The sequence below is a fragment of the Tsukamurella pulmonis genome, from assembly GCF_900103175.1.
In the GTDB taxonomy this organism is placed as follows: domain Bacteria; phylum Actinomycetota; class Actinomycetes; order Mycobacteriales; family Mycobacteriaceae; genus Tsukamurella; species Tsukamurella pulmonis.
Genome location: NZ_FNLF01000002.1, coordinates 545,183 through 560,780, shown reverse-complemented (window position 1 = coordinate 560,780; position 15,598 = coordinate 545,183). Strand labels below are relative to the sequence as shown.

Below are 15,598 nucleotides of genomic sequence, written 5' to 3'. Positions count from 1 at the left end.
CGGGTCAGCCGTGCTCGGCGAGGTATTGCAGCTGCACCTTCACGGACTGCCGCGCCGCGGGCCAGGCCTTCTTGTCCACGTCGCGGTAGACGTGCTTGACGATCTTCATCGGCTTCGCATCGGCGGCGCGCACGCCGAGCTCGTCCAGTGCGTCGCGGACCTGTTGCAGACGGTCCTGGCGGTGCGCCGTGTAGGCCGTGACGACCGGGCCCGCGTCGGGCAGGTCCGGACCGTGCCCCGGCAGCAGGACGCGGCCGGCGGCCACCGTCGACAACGTCTCCAGCGAGCCCAGGTAGTCGGCGAGCGTGCCGTCACTCGCGTCGAGCACAGTGGTGCCGCGGCCGAGGATCGTGTCGCCCGAGACGAGCGCGCCGGGCTCCCCCTCGGCGCCGTCGACGAGGAAGCTCAGCGAGTCGGCGGTGTGGCCGGGCGTGTGCACCACCTCGATCCGCAGCCCCGCCACCTCGATCACCTCGCCGCCGACGAGCGGCGTCGCGGAATCGGTGCAGTACTTCTCGGAGAAGGCCCGGATGGGGCTGCGGGTGCGCTCCTCCCACTTCTTCAGGGCGCCGGTGTGGTCGCCGTGCCGGTGCGTGACCAGCGTGAGGGCGACGGTGCCGGCGGCCTTCGCGACCCGCTTGAGATGCTTCTTCTCGCCCTTCGGGCCGGGATCGACGACGACGGCCTCCGCGCGCCCCGGGGCGCGCAGGATCCACGTGTTGGTGCCCTCGAGGGTCATCACCGACGGGTTGTCGCAGAGCATCACCGCGGCGTAGGGCGTGACCTGCCGCAGCGTGCCCGGCGCCGGGTGCTCCGTCATACCTGGACCGTGAGCTCGACCTCGACGGGTGCGCCGAGCGGCAGCTCCGCGACGCCGACGGCCGACCGCACGTGCACGCCCGCGTCGCCGAAGACCTCGCCGATCAGGAGCGACGCCCCGTTGAGCACCAGCGCCTGGTTGGAGAAGCCGGGCGCGGAGGCGACGTAACCGGTGACCTTGACGACGCGCTTGACCGAGTCGATGCCGACCAGCGCGTGAATCGCGGCGAGAGCGTTGAGCGCGCACTGCCGGGCCGCGAAGGTCGCGTCGTCGAGGTGCACGATGCCCTCGCGGTTCTCGCTGACCTTGCCCTGGGCGACGAGCTCGCCGTCGCGCATGGGCAGCTGGCCCGAGGTGTAGACGAAGTCGCCGACCTGCGTGGCGGGGACGTACGCGGCGAGCGGCGGCACGACCTCCGGCAGGACGATGCCCAGCTCGGCGAGACGCTCGGACGCGGTCACGCGAGCGGCCGCTTCATGTAGGCGACGTGCTGCTCGCCGGTGGGGCCGGGGAGCACGGTGACCAGCTCCCAGCCGTCGGCGCCCCAGGTGTCGAGGATCTGCTTGGTGGCGTGCGTCAGCAGGGGGATGGTGGAGTACTCCCACGAGGTCTTGTCGCTCATGTCCACACCCTATCGACCTCGGGCCCGGCGGAGAAGGCGCGATCCCTACGTCACTGCAGAACGTGTTCTCGGTCGCATTGCCGGGGGAGGTTCACGTTATCGGCCCGGCCCTGCACGAGGGTATGGATATGCTCCGGTCGTGGTGGTGAGCGAGGCGGGCCCCGGAGGGGTCGCGCAGGACACGGGGACGGCCTGGCCCGACGGGCTCCGGGATTCGCGGCTGCACTTCGTGTCCGGCAAGGGCGGCACCGGCAAGTCGACGGTGGCCTCCGCCCTCGCGCTGGCGCTCGCCTCCGGCGGCAAGAAGGTGCTGCTCATCGAGGTTGAGGGCCGCGGCGGCATCGCCCCGATCTTCGAGGCGGGCGAGCTTCCCCCGACCGAGTCCAAGATCGCCGACGCCGACGGCGGCGGCGCCGTCTTCGCGCTGCCGATGGACGTCGAGGCCACGTTCCTCGACTATCTCAAGACCAATTACGGCATGGGGCTCGCGGCGCGAGCGCTCAAGTCGATCGGCGCGATCGAGTTCGCGACGACGCTGGCGCCCGGCCTCAAGGACATCCTGATCACCGGCAAGATCATGGAGTGCACGCAGCGCCGGGGCAAGGACGGGCGCTACGCCTACGACGCGATCGTCGTGGACGCCCCGCCCACCGGCCGGATCGGGAAGTTCCTCGACGTGACGCGGGCGATGAAGGAGATCGCGAAGGCCGGGCCGATCGCGGGCCAGGCCGACCGGGTCGTGCGCCTACTGCACTCCCCCGACACCGTCGTGCACCTGGTCACGCTCCTCGAGTCGCTGCCGATCCAGGAGACGGCGGAAGCGGTGCGCGAGCTGCACGCGCTGGACCTGAAGGTGGGCGCGTTGATCGTGAACCGGACGCTCCCGCAGTTGCTCTCCGACGAGGAACTGCGCGCCGCCGCCGAGGGGACGGTCGACGGGCCGCAGGTGCGCGCCGCGCTCGACGGCGCCGGGCTGCCGCTCTCGGACGAGGACTTCGCCGGTCTACTCACGGAGACGATCCAGTTCGCGCGCACCGTGCGCGGGCAGGACGATGCGCGCGCGGACCTCGGCGCGGTGGACGCGCCCGGCCTGCTGGAGCTGCCGCTGCTCACGGGCGGCGTGGACCTGGGCGGCGTGTACGAGTTGTCGGGCGCACTGATCGAGGCGGGTGTCCGATGATCGACCTGAAGCTGGGACCGCAATTGCTGGATCCGGGCACGCGCGTGGTCGTGTGCTGCGGCAGCGGCGGCGTGGGCAAGACCACCACCGCGGCGGCGATGGCGCTGTGGGCCGCGGAGCACGGGCGGCGCGTCGTGGTGCTGACGATCGACCCCGCGCGACGACTCGCCCAGGCACTCGGCGTGGCCGACCTGACGAACGAGCCGCAGGCCGTCTCTGTCGCCGGCGACGGCACGCTGCACGCGATGATGCTCGACATGAAGCGGACCTTCGACGAGATGGTCACCTCCAACGCGGATCCCGCTCGCGCGCAGGAGATCCTGGACAATCCCTTCTACCAGACCGTGGCCTCGTCGTTCTCCGGGACGCAGGAGTACATGGCGATGGAGAAGCTGGGGCAGCTCACCGCCGACGAGCGCTGGGACCTGGTGGTGGTCGACACGCCGCCCTCGCGCAACGCCCTGGACTTCCTCGACGCACCGAAGCGCTTCGGCTCGATCCTGGACTCGCGCCTGATGCGCCTCATCGCGGGTCCGACCCGCGGGTTCGGCCGCATGGTCTCCGGCGGGATGGGGCTGGCGCTCAAGCTGGTCTCCACCATCGTGGGCAGCCAGATGCTCTCGGACGCCTCGGGTTTCGTCGCGCAGATGGACACCCTGATCGGCGGATTCCAGGAGCGGGCCGATCGCACGTACGCGATGCTCGCGCGGCCGAGCACCCGGTTCGTGGTGGTGGCCTCCCCCGAGGAGGACACCCTGCGCGAGGCCACGTACTTCGTGGAGCGGCTGGCCGGGGAGTCGATGCCGCTGGCCGGGCTGATCGTCAACCGGACGCATCCCGCGCTGGCCGCGATCGGCGCGGAGCCCGCGCGCGAGGCCGCCGGCCGGCTCGGCGAGGGCGATGCCGCGACCACCGCCGAGGGGCTGCTGCGGGTGCACGCGTGGCGCGCGGAGATCGCGGCGCGCGAGGTGCAGGTGCTCGGCGAGTTCGTCGGACGATGCCCGACGGTGCCGGTGGTCGGCGTCCCGTCGCTGCCGTTCGAGGTGGCGAACCTCGAGGCGCTGCAGGCGGTCGCCGAGCAGATCATCGGTTCGCCCTAGCGCCCCGACCGGCGTGCGCGAGCCCACTCGGGAGCGCTCGCTCCGGCGAATTCGATAGGTGGACAAACGAAAGGGCCCCGCACCGTCGACCGGTACGAGGCCCCGATCCCCCGGGAACGGGGATCAGCCGGCGACGCGCTTGCGGTCGCGCTGCGCCTCGAAGAAGGCGCGCCAGCTGGTGACCTCGGGGTGCTGCCGCAGGAGCGCGCGACGCTGACGCTCGGTCATCCCGCCCCAGACGCCGAACTCCACGCGACTGTCGAGCGCATCGGCGCCGCATTCGAGCTGCACGGGGCAGTGGCGACAGATGGTGGCGACCTTGCGCTGCGCCGCACCGCGCACGAACAACTCGTCGGGATCGACGTCACGGCACTTCGCCTTGGAGACCCAAACCAGGCGATCCTCGTCGTCGACCAGAACCCGAGCACTTGTCATCTGACTTCCCCTTTCGCGTGGTGCGGCCCGTCCCCGGTGCCGGCCCTCCCGGAGGTGTACGGGGGGCCGATCGAGGCGCTCGCCACATCGTCTGCAATAGTGTTACCTGAATCACACGGAGGAAACAAGTCGGGGACCGAGGTTAATCGGACAGTGGTCCAAGAATTCCAGTACGCCCGTACCGATCGCCTGGTCGGCGCGTCGGGGTCCCGGTTCGCGGCGGGTCGGCACGTATCCTGGTGACCGTGTCGAAACCCGGAGTGATCGCGAAGCTGGCCGGCTGCGTCCTGCTGGCCGGACTGCTGGTCGCCGGCGTCCTGTTCCCCTACGTCGGCGGGCTGGGCCTGATCTCCAACCGCGCTGCGGACACCGTCGACAACATCAGCTCCGAGCTGCTCGAGGGCCACGTCCCCGAGGTCACGACGGTCGCGGACACGACGGGCGCCCCGATGGCCTACCTCTACGACCAGCGTCGCGTGCAGGTCCCGTTCGATCAGATCTCGCCGAACATGGTGCGCTCGATCATCTCCATCGAGGACAAGCGCTTCATGGAGCACGACGGCGTCGACTACCAGGGCACGTTGCGCGCCTTCCTCAAGAACCAGTCGGCCGGCGAGGTGCAGCAGGGCGCGTCCACGCTCGATCAGCAGTACATCAAGAACTACCAACTGCTCGTGCTCGCCAAGACCGACGCGGACCGGCGGGCCGCCACGGAGACCACCCCCGCCCGCAAGCTGCGCGAGGTGCGCATGGCGCTCACCCTCGAGCGCACGCTGAGCGAGCGCGCCAAGGAGGAGCACGGCGTCGACGACGCGCGGGCCAAGGTGATCGCCAAGGAGCAGATCCTCGCCCGCTACCTCAACCTCGTTCCCTTCGGCAACGGCGCGTACGGCATCGAGGTGGCGGCCCAGACCTACTTCGGCAAGCGCGCCGCGCAGCTGAGCATCCCGGAGTCGGCGATGCTCGCCGGCATGGTGCAGTCCAGCTCCGCGCTGAACCCCTACACGAACCCCGAGGGCGTCACCGCGCGGCGCAACGTCGTGCTCGACACCCTGACGGCGAACTTCCCGGACAAGGCGGACGAGTACCGCGCGGCCAAGAACGCCCCGCTGGGCGTGCTGCCCCGGCCCAACACACTGCCCGGCGGCTGCATCTCCGCCGTCGCCAACCGCGGCTACTTCTGCGACTACGTGCTGCAGTACCTCGCCGAGGCCGGCCTGCCCAAGGAGATGGTGATGCGGGGCGGGTACACGATCCGCACCACGCTGGACCCACGGGTGCAGGACTCGGTGCAGTCGGCGCTCAACGACACCGCGAGCCCGACGCTCTCGAACGTCGCGCAGGTCATGAACGTGATCAAGCCGGGGGAGAATTCGCACGACATCGTCGCGATGAACTCCTCGCGCGTGTACGGCCTGGACGTGAACAAGCGGGAGACCGTCCAGCCGGAGCCCTTCGCCCAGGTCGGCGACGGTGCCGGCTCGACCTTCAAGATCTTCACCGTCGCCGCGGCGATGGAGAAGGGCATGGGCCTGGACACCAACGTCAACGTACCGTCGACGGTGTCGGTCAAGGGCATGGGCCACGGCGGTTACGCCGGGTGCCCGGCCGATTCGTACTGCGTGAAGAACGCGGGCACGTACCCGTCGTCGATGTCGCTGACGCAGGCACTCGCCACGTCGCCGAACACCCCGTTCGTCAAGCTGATCGAGCAGGTCGGCGTGGCCCCGGTGGTCGACATGGCGGTCAAGCTGGGCCTGCGCTCCTACACCCAGCCCGGCAGTTCCGGCTTCGGCAACGACAGCCTCGCCGACATGTTCAAGAAGCAGAACCTGGCCTCGTTCACGCTCGGCCCCACCGCGGTGAGCGCGCTGGAGCTGACCAACGTGGCCGCGACGCTCGCCTCCGGCGGCGTGTGGTGCCCGGCGAACCCGGTGCAGTCGATCACGCAGCCCAAGCGCAACAGCGACGGCATCCAGACGCTCGGCGCCGACGGCAAGCCCGAGACCATCCCGGTGCCGTACAAGTCGGAGAAGTGCGAGCAGGTCATCGACAAGGGCCTCGCGAACACGCTCGCGAACGCGCTCAGCGCCGACGACCGCGGCGCCGGCACCTCGGCCGGGTCCGCGTCGCGCGCCGGGTGGACGCTCCCGCTGGCCGGTAAGACGGGCACCACGGAGACCTTCCGCTCCTCGGCCTTCCTCGCGTACACGAATCAGTACGCCGGTGCCAGCTACGTCTACAACGACGGCAACTCCCCCGGCCCGATCTGCACCAGCCCGCTGCGTCCGTGCGGCGAGGGCAACGTCTACGGCGGCAACGAGCCGGCGCTGGCCTGGTACAACGGCCTCAAGCCGGTGTCCACCATCTACGGCCCCGTGGCGCTGCCGCCCGTCGATCCGAAGTACAAGGACGGCTTCGGGCCCGGCAAGATCCCCAACGTGATCGGCCTGAGCCAGTCGGTGGCCGAGTCCCGGGTGCAGGCGGCCGGCTTCAAGACCACCGTCGCGTACGTGAACAACTCCGCGGCGAAGGGCACCGTCGTCTCGACCTCGCCGTCGGGCTTCACCCAGCCGGGATCGACGATCACGCTGAACCTGTCGAACGGCATCGCCCCGGCGCCGTCCAGCCCGTCGCTGCCGGGCGTGCAGACGGGTCCGGGCGGCACCACGATCACGATCCCCGGCTTCGGCCAGTTCACCATCCCGGGCCAGGGCGGCCAGGGCGGTGGCCCGGTGCAGACGCCCGCGCCGCAGCCTCCGGGGAACTGACGATGCGGGCCCGCCGGATCGTCGCAGCACTCGTCGCCGTCGGGGTGACGGTGACGGCCTGCGGCGATCGGGATGCGCCCGCCGCCGAGACCACCGGCGCGTCCGCCGGTTCCGTCGAGGTCTCCACGGGCCCGACGAGCGGTTCGCCCGCCGCCACCGCGCCGACGGTGACGGCGCCCGCGCCGGGCGCGTACGTCGCGGGCACGGACCGGCGCGCGGGAACGCGGGGCCCGGTGACCTTCGATGTGGGCGTCCCGACGCTCTCCGGCGGGTCGACCGCGGTCACCGAGAAGTTCAACGCGTCGATGCGGGCCTCGCTCGACGACCACCTGCGCGTGCCGGAACAGACCCCGGGGACCATGACCGTCGAGGACGGCCGCCTCGCCGACGGCCGCCGCTCCGGCGTCACGCGGCTCGGGCCGGGTGTGGTCGCCGGCGTGCTGCTCACCAACGGGTACATCTCGGGCGGAGCGCACCCGACCAACGTGATCGGCACCGTCGTCATCGCGACCGGGACCGCGCGCCCGGTCCTGCTGACGGACCTGTTCACCGCGCCGGACACCGGGCTGTCGCGACTCGCCGAGCTGGTGAAGCAGCGGGCACAGGAGGCCGGCACGTCCGTCTTCGTCTCGGAACCCGAGCGCGACCTGGCGAACTGGATCCCGACCGATGAGGGACTGACCGTCTTCGCCGGCGTCACGCACGCCGAGGGCGACTACCGCGGCTTCACGGTGCCGTGGGCGGAGCTGAAAGACGTGATCGCACCGGCCATGTGGCCGGTACTCACCGCCTGATCAGCCGATCTTCGGGGTGACCCGATCGAGGATGGCGGCCGTGTCGACGCCCTGCGGCAGGGTGCCGAAGACGTCGCCGCGGTCGCCGGCGAGCCGGGTGCGGGTGTAGGCGTCGGCGACGGCGGGGTGCCCGTAGCGCACCAGGAGCGAACCCTGCAGCGCCGCAGCCATGTCGCCGATGAGGCGGCGAGCGCCGAACTGCATCGCGACCTGATCGGTGAGGTCGAGCGCGCCGAACGCGCCCTTGAGCTTCGCGACGGCCTCGTCGTAGACCGCATCGGCACCGGTGGCGGCGTCGAGCTCGGCGAAGAACGCCGCGACGGTCTGCGGCTCACGCCCCATGGCGCGCAGCACGTCCAGCGCCGCGACATTGCCCGAGCCCTCCCACACGGAGAGCAGCGGCGCCTCGCGGTAGAGCCGCGGCAGGCGCGAGTCCTCGATGTACCCGTTGCCGCCCAGGCACTCCAGCGCCTCGGCGGCGTGGATCGGGCCGCGCTTGCACACGTGGTACTTGGTGACGGCCAGCGCGATCCGGCGCAGCAGCGAGGCGTCCTCGTCGCCCGCGACGGAGCGGTCGGTGAGCCCGGCCAGCCACAGGCCGGCGGCGGTGGCGCCCTCGGCCTCCACAGCAAGATCGGCGAGCACGTTGCGCATGAGCGGCTGGTCGATCAGGTTCGCGCCGAAGGCCTTCCGATGCGCCGCGTGATGCGCGGCCTGCGCGAGCCCGGCTCGCATGCCGGTGGCGGTGCCGAGCACGCAGTCGAGCCGCGTCATGTTGACCATCTCGACGATGGTGCGCACGCCGCGCCCCTCCTCGCCCACCAGCCAGCCGACGGTCTCGTCGTACTCGACCTCGCTGCTGGCGTTGGAGTGGTTGCCCAGCTTGTCCTTGAGTCGCTGCAGGGCGAAGACGTTGCGCGTCCCGTCGGGCAGCACGCGCGGGATGAAGAAGCAGGAGACTCCCGATTCCGTCTGCGCGAGCGTGAGGAACAGGTCGGACATGGGCGCGGAGGTGAACCACTTGTGGCCCGTGATCCGGTACGTCCCATCGGATTGCGGGATCGCACGGGTGGTGTTGGCCCGCACGTCGGAGCCGCCCTGCTTCTCCGTCATGGACATGCCGGCGATGAGGCCGCGCTTGCCCAGCGGGGCGCGCAGCCCGAAGTCGTACTCCTTGGCGGTGAGCAGCGGCTCGTACTGCGCGGCGAGGTCGGCGTTGGCGCGCAGCGCGGGCACCACCGCGTAGGTCATGGAGATGGGGCAGCCGTGGCCCGCGTCGACGTGGCCCCACACGCTGAACTTCGCGGCGCGCACCAGGTGCGCGTTCGGGTCGGTCTCGGCCCAGGGCGCGGCGTGCAGTCCGTGCTCGACGGCGACCTGCATCAGCCGGTGGTAGGCCGGGTCGTAGACCACCTCGTCGATGCGGTTGCCGTACCGGTCGTGGGTCTTCAGCACGGGCGGGTGCGCCTCGGCGAGATCTCCCCACTCCAGCGCCTCGGCCGTACCGGCGAGGGCGCCGAGGGCGTGGATCGCGTCCAGCTGCGGTGCGTCGACGTGGGCGCGACGCAGCGCGTCCGCGATCATCGGCATCTCGGCGGTGTTGAAATCCAGCAGCGGCGGCACCTGGTTGGTCACTTCGTGGGTGGGCACGACGGCTCCTTCGATCGGCGGTGCGTTTCCCTCAGTGTTACACATTCCCGACAGTCGCACTAGATCTGCAATGCCATCGGATTCCGAAACCGGGCCGATTCTCACTCAGAATCGCCAGAGCGGGTTCTGATCGAGATTCGACCCGGTTTCGGCAGCGGCGAAGCGACAGCGGCCCGGTGTAGCGTCGACGCCGATGTCCACGCTCACCGCCACGGTCTCCGCGCGATCGGCCGTGCTCAGCCTGCTGCTCGGCGCGCACCCGCCCGAGCTCGAGGGCCGCGAGATCGTGGCGGCGATGCGGCTGTTCGGCGTCTCGGAATCCACGACCCGCGCGGCGATGTCGCGCATGGTGACCGCGGGTGACCTGGTCCGCGACGGCGGCCGGTACGCGCTCTCGGAGCGACTCGCGCAGCGGCAGGCACGCACGGACTCCCCGGCGACCACGCCCTGGGACGGCACCTGGGAGACGGCGATCGTCACCACCACCGGGCGCAGCGCGGGCGACCGCGCCGAACTGCGGACGGAGATGACGCGTCTGCGGCTCGCGGAGCTGCGGGAAGGCGTGTGGATGCGGCCCGCGAACCTCGATCGGGCGCTGCCCGCCTCGATCCGGGAGGTGACCACCGGTTTCCGAGCGCGACCGGACGACGACCCCGTCGACCTGGCGCGGACGCTGTGGGACCTGCCCGCGTGGTCGCAACGCGGACACGCTCTGCTGGGCGCCGTCGCGGAGGCCGGCGACGACGGGCGGGCGCGATTCCTGACGATGGTGTCGGTCGTCCGGCACCTCTACCAGGACCCGCTGCTGCCCGCCGAACTCCGGCCCGTCGACTGGCCGTCGGCGCAGCTCACCGCGGCCTACGCGGACTTCCGCGCGTGGCTCGCGGCGATGCGGATCGGGCGGGGCTGATCAGGCCAGCGCGTCGACGACCTTCGTGATCCGCGCCTGCAGGCGCCGCAGCTGCAGCCCCTGATCGTCCAGGCGGCGGGCGATGGAGTTGACCGCATCGCAGGAGCCGGTCTCGTGCAGGCTCCGAGCGTCGATCTGGAGGTCGTCGCCGGTGCGACCGATGGATGCGGCGATGAGCGTGAGCTGGGCGGTGAGATCGTCGAGTTCGCTGCGGACGCTGGCGAGCCCCATGATGGTGCCTCTCTGCGCGGCCCCCGAGTGGAGCCGTTCACCTGCACAGTAGGCGGGGCCTGTGACCGGTGTGACGAATTGCAGGTGACCGTTGCATGTCCGTTACCCGACGAATCGCCGCCACCGCACGCCGGCTGGTGGTCGGCGAACGCCGTCCGGCCGAGCGCACTCAGGCCGACGTGGGCCCGTGCACGGCGGAACCGGTGGCGACCCCGGTGACGGTGCAGACGCCGAACCGGCCGTCGCGGTCGAACATGCTCGCCGAGGAGATGCTGATGCCGTCGACGATGACGAACTGGTCGGCCTCCAGGCCGATCTCGTCGCCACGGGGTGCGCGGGCGATGGCCATGGAGACGTCGCCGTTGATGGTCTCGACGCCGCCCGTGCCCATGCCGGTCACCAGGTTCGTGCAGTCGGAGACCATCGCGGCGCGGGCGAAGGGGGTGGTCTCCTCGCCGTCGAGGACGCGCCAGCCCCGGGTCCACACGCGCTTGCGTTCGGCGGTGGCCCACTGCTCCGGGGTGTCGGAGGAGATGTACTCGCCGGCGCCACCGGCCATCGCGAGACGCGGTGCCCCGGCGGGCGGCGGTGCGGGGACGTGCGGGTCGGACCAGACGGCACCGTCGGGCTGCGGGGCCCGGTGGTAGAACGTGACGGCGGCGCGGACGACGGTCTTGTCGTTCTGGACGATCTCGGCCTCGGCGACGCGGATGCGGCGGCCCGAGCGGACGAGGTTCGTGCGCACGTCGAGGCGGCCGGAGCGGACCATGCGGAACATGTCGCAGTGCCAGCGCGTGCCGACGAGGCCCTCGCCGAATTCGGTGTCGAGGACCTGCGCGAGCAGGCCCGCGATCGCCGGCCCCGACAGGGTGCCGGGCGCCCAACGTCCCTCGGCGGCGGGCAGCGACGTGAAACCGTCGCCGCTGCGGGCGAACTGCGCGGGTACCTCCACGGTGGTCATTCCTATCGGTTTACCAGGCGCACCGGGCCGCGCGGTATTCGCGTGCGTCCGGCCGCCGCGGATGCCATCGTTTCCGGGTGGACCACTTCACCTCCGACCTGCATCTGGCGCACCCGAAACTCGCCGAGCTGCGCGGGTTCGCCGGCGTCGCCGAGCACGACGCGGCGGTGATGGAGGGACTGCACGAGCTGGACCCGGACACCGACGCGCTGTGGGTCCTGGGCGATATCTGCTCGGGCGGCGTGGCCAGCATGGAATCGGCGCTGGCGCAGCTCGGCACCCTGCGCGTCCCCCTGCACCTGGTGACCGGCAACCACGATCCGGTGAATCCCATGCGGCGCGGCGCGCAACGCTTCTTCGCCGCCTACGCGGAGGTCTTCCGCTCGGTGCAGCAGCACGCCCGCACGAAGATCGGCGGGCACGGCGTGCTGCTGTGCCACTACCCGTACGCGGGTACGCCGGACCGGTTCGAGCGCGACGAGTTCGCCCAGTTCCAGCTGCCCGATCGGGGGATGTGGCTGCTGCACGGGCACACGCACGCCACCGAGCGGCGCTCCGGGGAGCGGTCGATCTGCGTCTCGCTCGAGGCGTGGGACCTTGCGCCCGCTCCGGCGGATCGGCTCATGGCCGAGATGACGCTGGGGTACTGATAGAGCATGGGCGAGTCGTTCTTCGTGCGGATGTGGCCGCGGCTGGTGCGCAACGAGCCGGCGCAGGTGACCGAGCTGCGCCGGCGCAACCTGGCCGGGTTGTCGGGGCGGGTGCTGGAGGTGGGCGCGGGCACCGGCACGAACTTCGCGCTGTACCCACCGGAGGTGACGGCCGTGGTCGCGCTCGAGCCCGAGGCCGCGCTGCGGGCCGAGGCGGCGACGGTGGCGGACGAGCGCATCGAGGTGCGTCCCGAGCGGCTCGACGAGTACGCGCCGGCGGAGCCCTTCGACGCGGTGGTGTTCAGCCTGGTGCTGTGCTCACTGCCCGAACCCGCGGGCGCGGTCCGGCAGGTCCGTTCGCTCCTGCGCCCCGACGGTGAGCTCCGCTTCCTCGAGCACGTCGCCGCGCGCGGCGGGATGCTCGAGGGCCTGCAGAAGGCGGTGGACGCGACCACCCTGTGGCCGCGGGTGTTCGGGAACTGCCACGCCCACCGCGATGCCGTCGGGCTGATCAGCGGCGCGGGGTTCGCCGTGACCTCGGTGGAGGACCGGATGCTCGCGCCCGCGTGGGTGCCGATCCCGACGTCTCCGCTGGTGCTCGGTCGCGCGCACGGCTGAGGAGCAGGCGTGCGCCGGAGCCGGGCCGCACTCAGCTGCGGGCGGATTCGATCAATCGCATCATCGTCGCGGTCTCGTCGCCGTCCAGGTCCAGGAGCGGCGGCCGGGGCGAACCGGACGGGATTCCGGTGCGGGCGAGCCCGGCCTTCACGGTCGTCGGGAGGCCGCGCGCCACGATGAACTGCAGGAGCGGTTCGATCCGCGCGAACAGCGCTTCGGCGGCGGGCGCGTCGTCCGCGACGACGGCGGCGTGGAACGCGGCGATCTCCTCCGGGATCAGGCACGGTGCGGCGGTGCACCATCCCGCTGCACCGGCGCGGAAGGCCTCGAGCGCGAGCGGATTGCTGCCGTTGAAGAAGGGCAGGGTGCCGTCACTGAGCTCCCGCAGGCGGTGCATGCGCTCGATGTCGCCGGTGGACTCCTTGACCATCGTGATGTTCTCGACGTCGCGTACCAGTTCCCACAGCTGCTCCGGGGCGAGGTCGACACCCGCCGTCGCGGGGTTGTTGTAGACCATGACGGGGATCCCCACCGCCGCGGCGATGGCCTCGAAATGGCGCTGCACCTCGAGCGCGGTCAACCGCCAGTAGGACACGGGGAGCGCCATGATCGCGTCCGCTCCGAGCCCCTCGGCGATCCGCGCGCGGTGCACCGCACCGCCGGTCGTCAGGTCGGAGACGCCGACGACGGTCGGAGCTCGACCGGCGACATGGCCGATGGTGCTCGCAGCCGTCTCGGTCCACTCGGTCAGTTCCAGGTAGGCGGCCTCGCCGGTGCTGCCGAGCGGGGCGATGGCGGACGCGCCGCCGTCGAGCAACCGGTCGAGGATCGCGTGGAGTGCCGTGTGATCGATGCGGCCCGCTGCGGTGAACGGGGTGACGGGATAGGCGACGATGCCGTGGATACTCATCGGGTTCAGTCCTCTGTTCGGGGGTCAGACGGCGTCGGGGTGATTGCGGAGCGCGCGGCGCGCGTAGTACTGGAAGTTGGCTTCGCTGCGACGGGGGCTGACGGTCCAGTCGTGGGCCTCCTGCGCGAGCCGCGGTGGCAGCGGCTTGATCTCGCCGGCACTCATCGCCAGCAGCTGAAGCCGGGCGGCGCGCTCGATCAGGTGCGCGAGCGAGCACGCCTCCTCGATGGTCGCGCCCACCACGAGCTGCCCGTGGTGCGCCAGCAGGATCGCCCGCTTGTCACCGAGTGCGGCCGAGATGATCTCGCCCTCCTCGTTCCCCACCGGTACGCCCGGCCAGTCGGGGAGGAACGCGCAGTCGTCGTACAGGGGCGCGATGTCCATCTGCGAGACCTGGAGCGGCACCTCGAGCATCGACAGCGCGGCGATGTGCAGCGGGTGCGTGTGGATGATGCAGTTGACGTCCGGCCGGGCCCGGTAGATCCAGCTGTGGAAGCGGTTGGCGGGGTTCGCCATCCCCTCTCCTTCGAGGACGGTGAGGTCCTCGTCCACGAGCAGGAGATTGTCGCTGGTGATCTCGTCGAATCCGAGTCCGAGGCGCTGCGTCCAGAACGTCGCATCCGCCTCGCCGCGCGCCGAGATCTGGCCCGCCAGACCGGAGTTGTGCCCGTCGTCGAAGAGGGCGCGACAGGTCAGCGCCAGCTTCTCCCTGTCGCTCCACTCACGAACGGCGATCCGGGACTGCATCGCCGCGTGAGCCGTGTCCATCAGTTCCTGCTTGCCGAGCTTCATCGTTGACGCCATGACTGTTCCGCCCTTCCGAGGTGTTCCGTTCGACTGACGCCACCGTAGGACACTCGTGTCCTATCGTCAACTCGATTCCTATTCGTCACCTGTTGCCGAGCGTGTACCCTCCAAAGGGCCGTCGACAGAGAGGGGTGCCCGTGTCCGCCATGCTCCGAGCGCACCGCCTGAGCGCCGGAATGACGCTGGAGGTCCTCGCGGACCGGGTCGGCGTCACCAAGAGCTACCTGTCGAAGGTCGAGCGGGGGAAGAGCTCCCCCTCCATCGCGATCGCCCTGCGGATCGCCGAGACGCTGGGCGTCGACGCCGCCGACATCTTCGGCACCCCGGAGGCCGAGCGGCCGGGCACCGTCACCGTCGAGCGCGCCGCGCGCCGGATCGACCCGGCGTCCGCACCCCTGCCGATCCACGACCCGATCGCGGCGGTCCTGCCCGGCAAGCAGATGCACCCGTTCGTCGTTCATCCGAGCGCCACCGGCAGCGGTCCGGTGCACCACGAGGGGGACGAGCTGGTGTACGTCACCGAAGGGATCGTGAAGCTCACCGTCGACGACGAGGAGACCGTTCTGCACGTGGGTGATTCGGCGTACTTCGACGCCCGTCGACCCCACTGGCTCACCGCCGAGTCCGGCGGCTGCGCGACCGCACTGGTCGTCACGACGATCGGCTACCACCACCCGCGCTCGCACGAGGGGACCGAGGACGCATGACCATCGACACCACCGCACTCGGCCTCGACACCCGACTGACGCTGCTCGCCGCGGGACTGGTCTTCCTGTGGGCACTGGGGCTCGGGGTGTGGAAGTACCGCGGAATCATGACGTCCCCCGAGCACCAGGCACACGTGTACGTGGACATCGCGCACCGCGCGGCGCTGATGTACTCCTTCGCGCTCGCGCTGACGGCGGTCTTCGTGGAGCTGAGCGCGTGGCCGCAGTGGGTGAACCTGACGGCCTCCGCGGTCCTCGTCTTCTTCTTCGTCGCCGCCATCGCCAGTTACTGCTGGCACGGCGCGCGCCGCGACACCGACAACCAATTGGCCCCGCCCGCACCGGGAGTACGCGGTTTCATGGTGGCGCTCATCGTCGCCGAGATCGGCGCGTTCGCGGTTCTGCTCGTCGGCTTCGTCGCCGCCTGGTGAC

At 71.0% G+C, this 15,598-nt stretch carries 18 protein-coding genes; 9 read left to right on the top strand and 9 right to left on the bottom strand.

The annotated features are described in order from the left end of the window. Positions 1-4: 4 nt before the first annotated feature. The 3 genes from BLQ62_RS03020 to sp36 are packed head-to-tail and all read right to left on the bottom strand — an operon-like array spanning position 5 to position 1,442. Complete coding sequence (locus BLQ62_RS03020; RefSeq protein ID WP_068564785.1) at positions 5-820, bottom strand: MBL fold metallo-hydrolase; 816 nt, start codon at positions 818-820, stop codon at positions 5-7. Then, positions 817-1,281, bottom strand: a complete 465-nt coding sequence (locus BLQ62_RS03015; protein WP_068531692.1) for a RidA family protein — start codon at positions 1,279-1,281, stop codon at positions 817-819. Before BLQ62_RS03015 ends, BLQ62_RS03020 begins: the two co-directional genes overlap by 4 nt. Then, entirely contained in the window at positions 1,278-1,442 is a 165-nt protein-coding gene (gene sp36, locus BLQ62_RS23680; RefSeq protein WP_165824342.1) for a Sp36 family protein, read from the bottom strand. The genes BLQ62_RS03015 and sp36 overlap by 4 nt, the downstream gene beginning before the upstream one ends. Before the next feature lie 139 nt (positions 1,443-1,581). Between sp36 and bagA the strand changes: the two genes are divergently transcribed. Then, positions 1,582-2,622, top strand: a complete 1,041-nt coding sequence (gene bagA / locus BLQ62_RS03010) for an ATPase BagA (RefSeq protein ID WP_414929906.1) — start codon at positions 1,582-1,584, stop codon at positions 2,620-2,622. After that, the gene (bagB, locus tag BLQ62_RS03005; protein ID WP_068531694.1) at positions 2,619-3,722 is read left to right on the top strand and encodes an ArsA family ATPase; all 1,104 of its coding nucleotides are present in this window, start codon (positions 2,619-2,621) and stop codon (positions 3,720-3,722) included. The genes bagA and bagB overlap by 4 nt, the downstream gene beginning before the upstream one ends. A 123-nt stretch (positions 3,723-3,845) precedes the next feature. Here bagB and BLQ62_RS03000 read toward each other — a convergent pair whose 3' ends face one another. Beyond that, positions 3,846-4,157: a WhiB family transcriptional regulator gene (locus tag BLQ62_RS03000; protein WP_068531696.1), complete on the bottom strand. Its 312-nt coding sequence runs from the start codon at positions 4,155-4,157 to the stop codon at positions 3,846-3,848. Positions 4,158-4,402: 245 nt separating this feature from the next. Between BLQ62_RS03000 and BLQ62_RS02995 the strand changes: the two genes are divergently transcribed. Further along, on the top strand, positions 4,403-6,928 hold the full coding sequence (locus BLQ62_RS02995; protein ID WP_068531842.1) for a penicillin-binding protein: 2,526 nt from the start codon (positions 4,403-4,405) through the stop codon (positions 6,926-6,928). A gap of 2 nt (positions 6,929-6,930) precedes the next feature. Further along, positions 6,931-7,722: an RsiV family protein gene (locus BLQ62_RS02990; RefSeq protein WP_068531698.1), complete on the top strand. Its 792-nt coding sequence runs from the start codon at positions 6,931-6,933 to the stop codon at positions 7,720-7,722. On the opposite strand, the gene BLQ62_RS02985 is transcribed toward BLQ62_RS02990, so the two are convergent. Continuing rightward, positions 7,723-9,417: an acyl-CoA dehydrogenase family protein gene (locus BLQ62_RS02985; RefSeq protein ID WP_068564786.1), complete on the bottom strand. Its 1,695-nt coding sequence runs from the start codon at positions 9,415-9,417 to the stop codon at positions 7,723-7,725. A gap of 148 nt (positions 9,418-9,565) precedes the next feature. Here BLQ62_RS02985 and BLQ62_RS02980 point away from each other — a divergent pair, with 148 nt between their 5' ends. Then, entirely contained in the window at positions 9,566-10,282 is a 717-nt protein-coding gene (locus BLQ62_RS02980; protein ID WP_068564788.1) for a PaaX family transcriptional regulator, read from the top strand. Here the strand turns inward: BLQ62_RS02980 and BLQ62_RS02975 are convergent, their stop codons facing one another. Together BLQ62_RS02975 and BLQ62_RS02970 are read right to left on the bottom strand one after the other, a co-directional pair. Then, complete coding sequence (locus BLQ62_RS02975; protein WP_068531705.1) at positions 10,283-10,513, bottom strand: hypothetical protein; 231 nt, start codon at positions 10,511-10,513, stop codon at positions 10,283-10,285. Positions 10,514-10,682: 169 nt separating this feature from the next. Next, positions 10,683-11,474: an acyl-CoA thioesterase domain-containing protein gene (locus BLQ62_RS02970; protein WP_068564790.1), complete on the bottom strand. Its 792-nt coding sequence runs from the start codon at positions 11,472-11,474 to the stop codon at positions 10,683-10,685. A gap of 77 nt (positions 11,475-11,551) precedes the next feature. Between BLQ62_RS02970 and BLQ62_RS02965 the strand changes: the two genes are divergently transcribed. Beyond that, entirely contained in the window at positions 11,552-12,124 is a 573-nt protein-coding gene (locus BLQ62_RS02965) for a metallophosphoesterase family protein (protein WP_068564791.1), read from the top strand. A 6-nt stretch (positions 12,125-12,130) separates the two neighbouring features. Beyond that, positions 12,131-12,742: a class I SAM-dependent methyltransferase gene (locus BLQ62_RS02960; protein ID WP_068564793.1), complete on the top strand. Its 612-nt coding sequence runs from the start codon at positions 12,131-12,133 to the stop codon at positions 12,740-12,742. Between the two features lie 31 nt (positions 12,743-12,773). Here the strand turns inward: BLQ62_RS02960 and BLQ62_RS02955 are convergent, their stop codons facing one another. Continuing rightward, positions 12,774-13,652 carry a dihydrodipicolinate synthase family protein gene (locus BLQ62_RS02955; protein ID WP_068564795.1) on the bottom strand — a complete coding sequence of 293 codons (879 nt, stop codon included), beginning with the start codon at positions 13,650-13,652 and terminating at the stop codon, positions 12,774-12,776. Positions 13,653-13,676: 24 nt separating this feature from the next. Further along, on the bottom strand, positions 13,677-14,456 hold the full coding sequence (locus tag BLQ62_RS02950; RefSeq protein WP_068564797.1) for an aldolase: 780 nt from the start codon (positions 14,454-14,456) through the stop codon (positions 13,677-13,679). A gap of 149 nt (positions 14,457-14,605) precedes the next feature. Here BLQ62_RS02950 and BLQ62_RS02945 point away from each other — a divergent pair, with 149 nt between their 5' ends. Then, positions 14,606-15,166: a helix-turn-helix domain-containing protein gene (locus tag BLQ62_RS02945; RefSeq protein WP_231857565.1), complete on the top strand. Its 561-nt coding sequence runs from the start codon at positions 14,606-14,608 to the stop codon at positions 15,164-15,166. Beyond that, a complete protein-coding gene (locus BLQ62_RS02940; RefSeq protein ID WP_068564801.1) occupies positions 15,163-15,597 on the top strand; it encodes a hypothetical protein in 435 nt (144 codons plus the stop codon). The genes BLQ62_RS02945 and BLQ62_RS02940 overlap by 4 nt, the downstream gene beginning before the upstream one ends. Position 15,598: the final 1 nt, after the last annotated feature.

What these genes read in the sequence shown, in the direction of transcription:
- BLQ62_RS02990 (WP_068531698.1), top strand. Translation starts at nt 6,931, where the DNA reads ATGCGGGCCCGCCGGATCGTCGCAGCACTCGTCGCCGTCGGGGTGACG.
- BLQ62_RS03000 (WP_068531696.1), bottom strand. Translation starts at nt 4,157, where the DNA reads ATGACAAGTGCTCGGGTTCTGGTCGACGACGAGGATCGCCTGGTTTGG.
- BLQ62_RS02940 (WP_068564801.1), top strand. Translation starts at nt 15,163, where the DNA reads ATGACCATCGACACCACCGCACTCGGCCTCGACACCCGACTGACGCTG.
- BLQ62_RS02980 (WP_068564788.1), top strand. Translation starts at nt 9,566, where the DNA reads ATGTCCACGCTCACCGCCACGGTCTCCGCGCGATCGGCCGTGCTCAGC.
- BLQ62_RS02985 (WP_068564786.1), bottom strand. Translation starts at nt 9,417, where the DNA reads ATGTGTAACACTGAGGGAAACGCACCGCCGATCGAAGGAGCCGTCGTG.
- BLQ62_RS02950 (WP_068564797.1), bottom strand. Translation starts at nt 14,456, where the DNA reads ATGGCGTCAACGATGAAGCTCGGCAAGCAGGAACTGATGGACACGGCT.
- BLQ62_RS02960 (WP_068564793.1), top strand. Translation starts at nt 12,131, where the DNA reads ATGGGCGAGTCGTTCTTCGTGCGGATGTGGCCGCGGCTGGTGCGCAAC.
- BLQ62_RS03020 (WP_068564785.1), bottom strand. Translation starts at nt 820, where the DNA reads ATGACGGAGCACCCGGCGCCGGGCACGCTGCGGCAGGTCACGCCCTAC.
- BLQ62_RS02955 (WP_068564795.1), bottom strand. Translation starts at nt 13,652, where the DNA reads ATGAGTATCCACGGCATCGTCGCCTATCCCGTCACCCCGTTCACCGCA.
- BLQ62_RS02970 (WP_068564790.1), bottom strand. Translation starts at nt 11,474, where the DNA reads ATGACCACCGTGGAGGTACCCGCGCAGTTCGCCCGCAGCGGCGACGGT.
- sp36 (WP_165824342.1), bottom strand. Translation starts at nt 1,442, where the DNA reads ATGAGCGACAAGACCTCGTGGGAGTACTCCACCATCCCCCTGCTGACG.
- bagB (WP_068531694.1), top strand. Translation starts at nt 2,619, where the DNA reads ATGATCGACCTGAAGCTGGGACCGCAATTGCTGGATCCGGGCACGCGC.
- BLQ62_RS02945 (WP_231857565.1), top strand. Translation starts at nt 14,606, where the DNA reads ATGCTCCGAGCGCACCGCCTGAGCGCCGGAATGACGCTGGAGGTCCTC.
- BLQ62_RS02975 (WP_068531705.1), bottom strand. Translation starts at nt 10,513, where the DNA reads ATGGGGCTCGCCAGCGTCCGCAGCGAACTCGACGATCTCACCGCCCAG.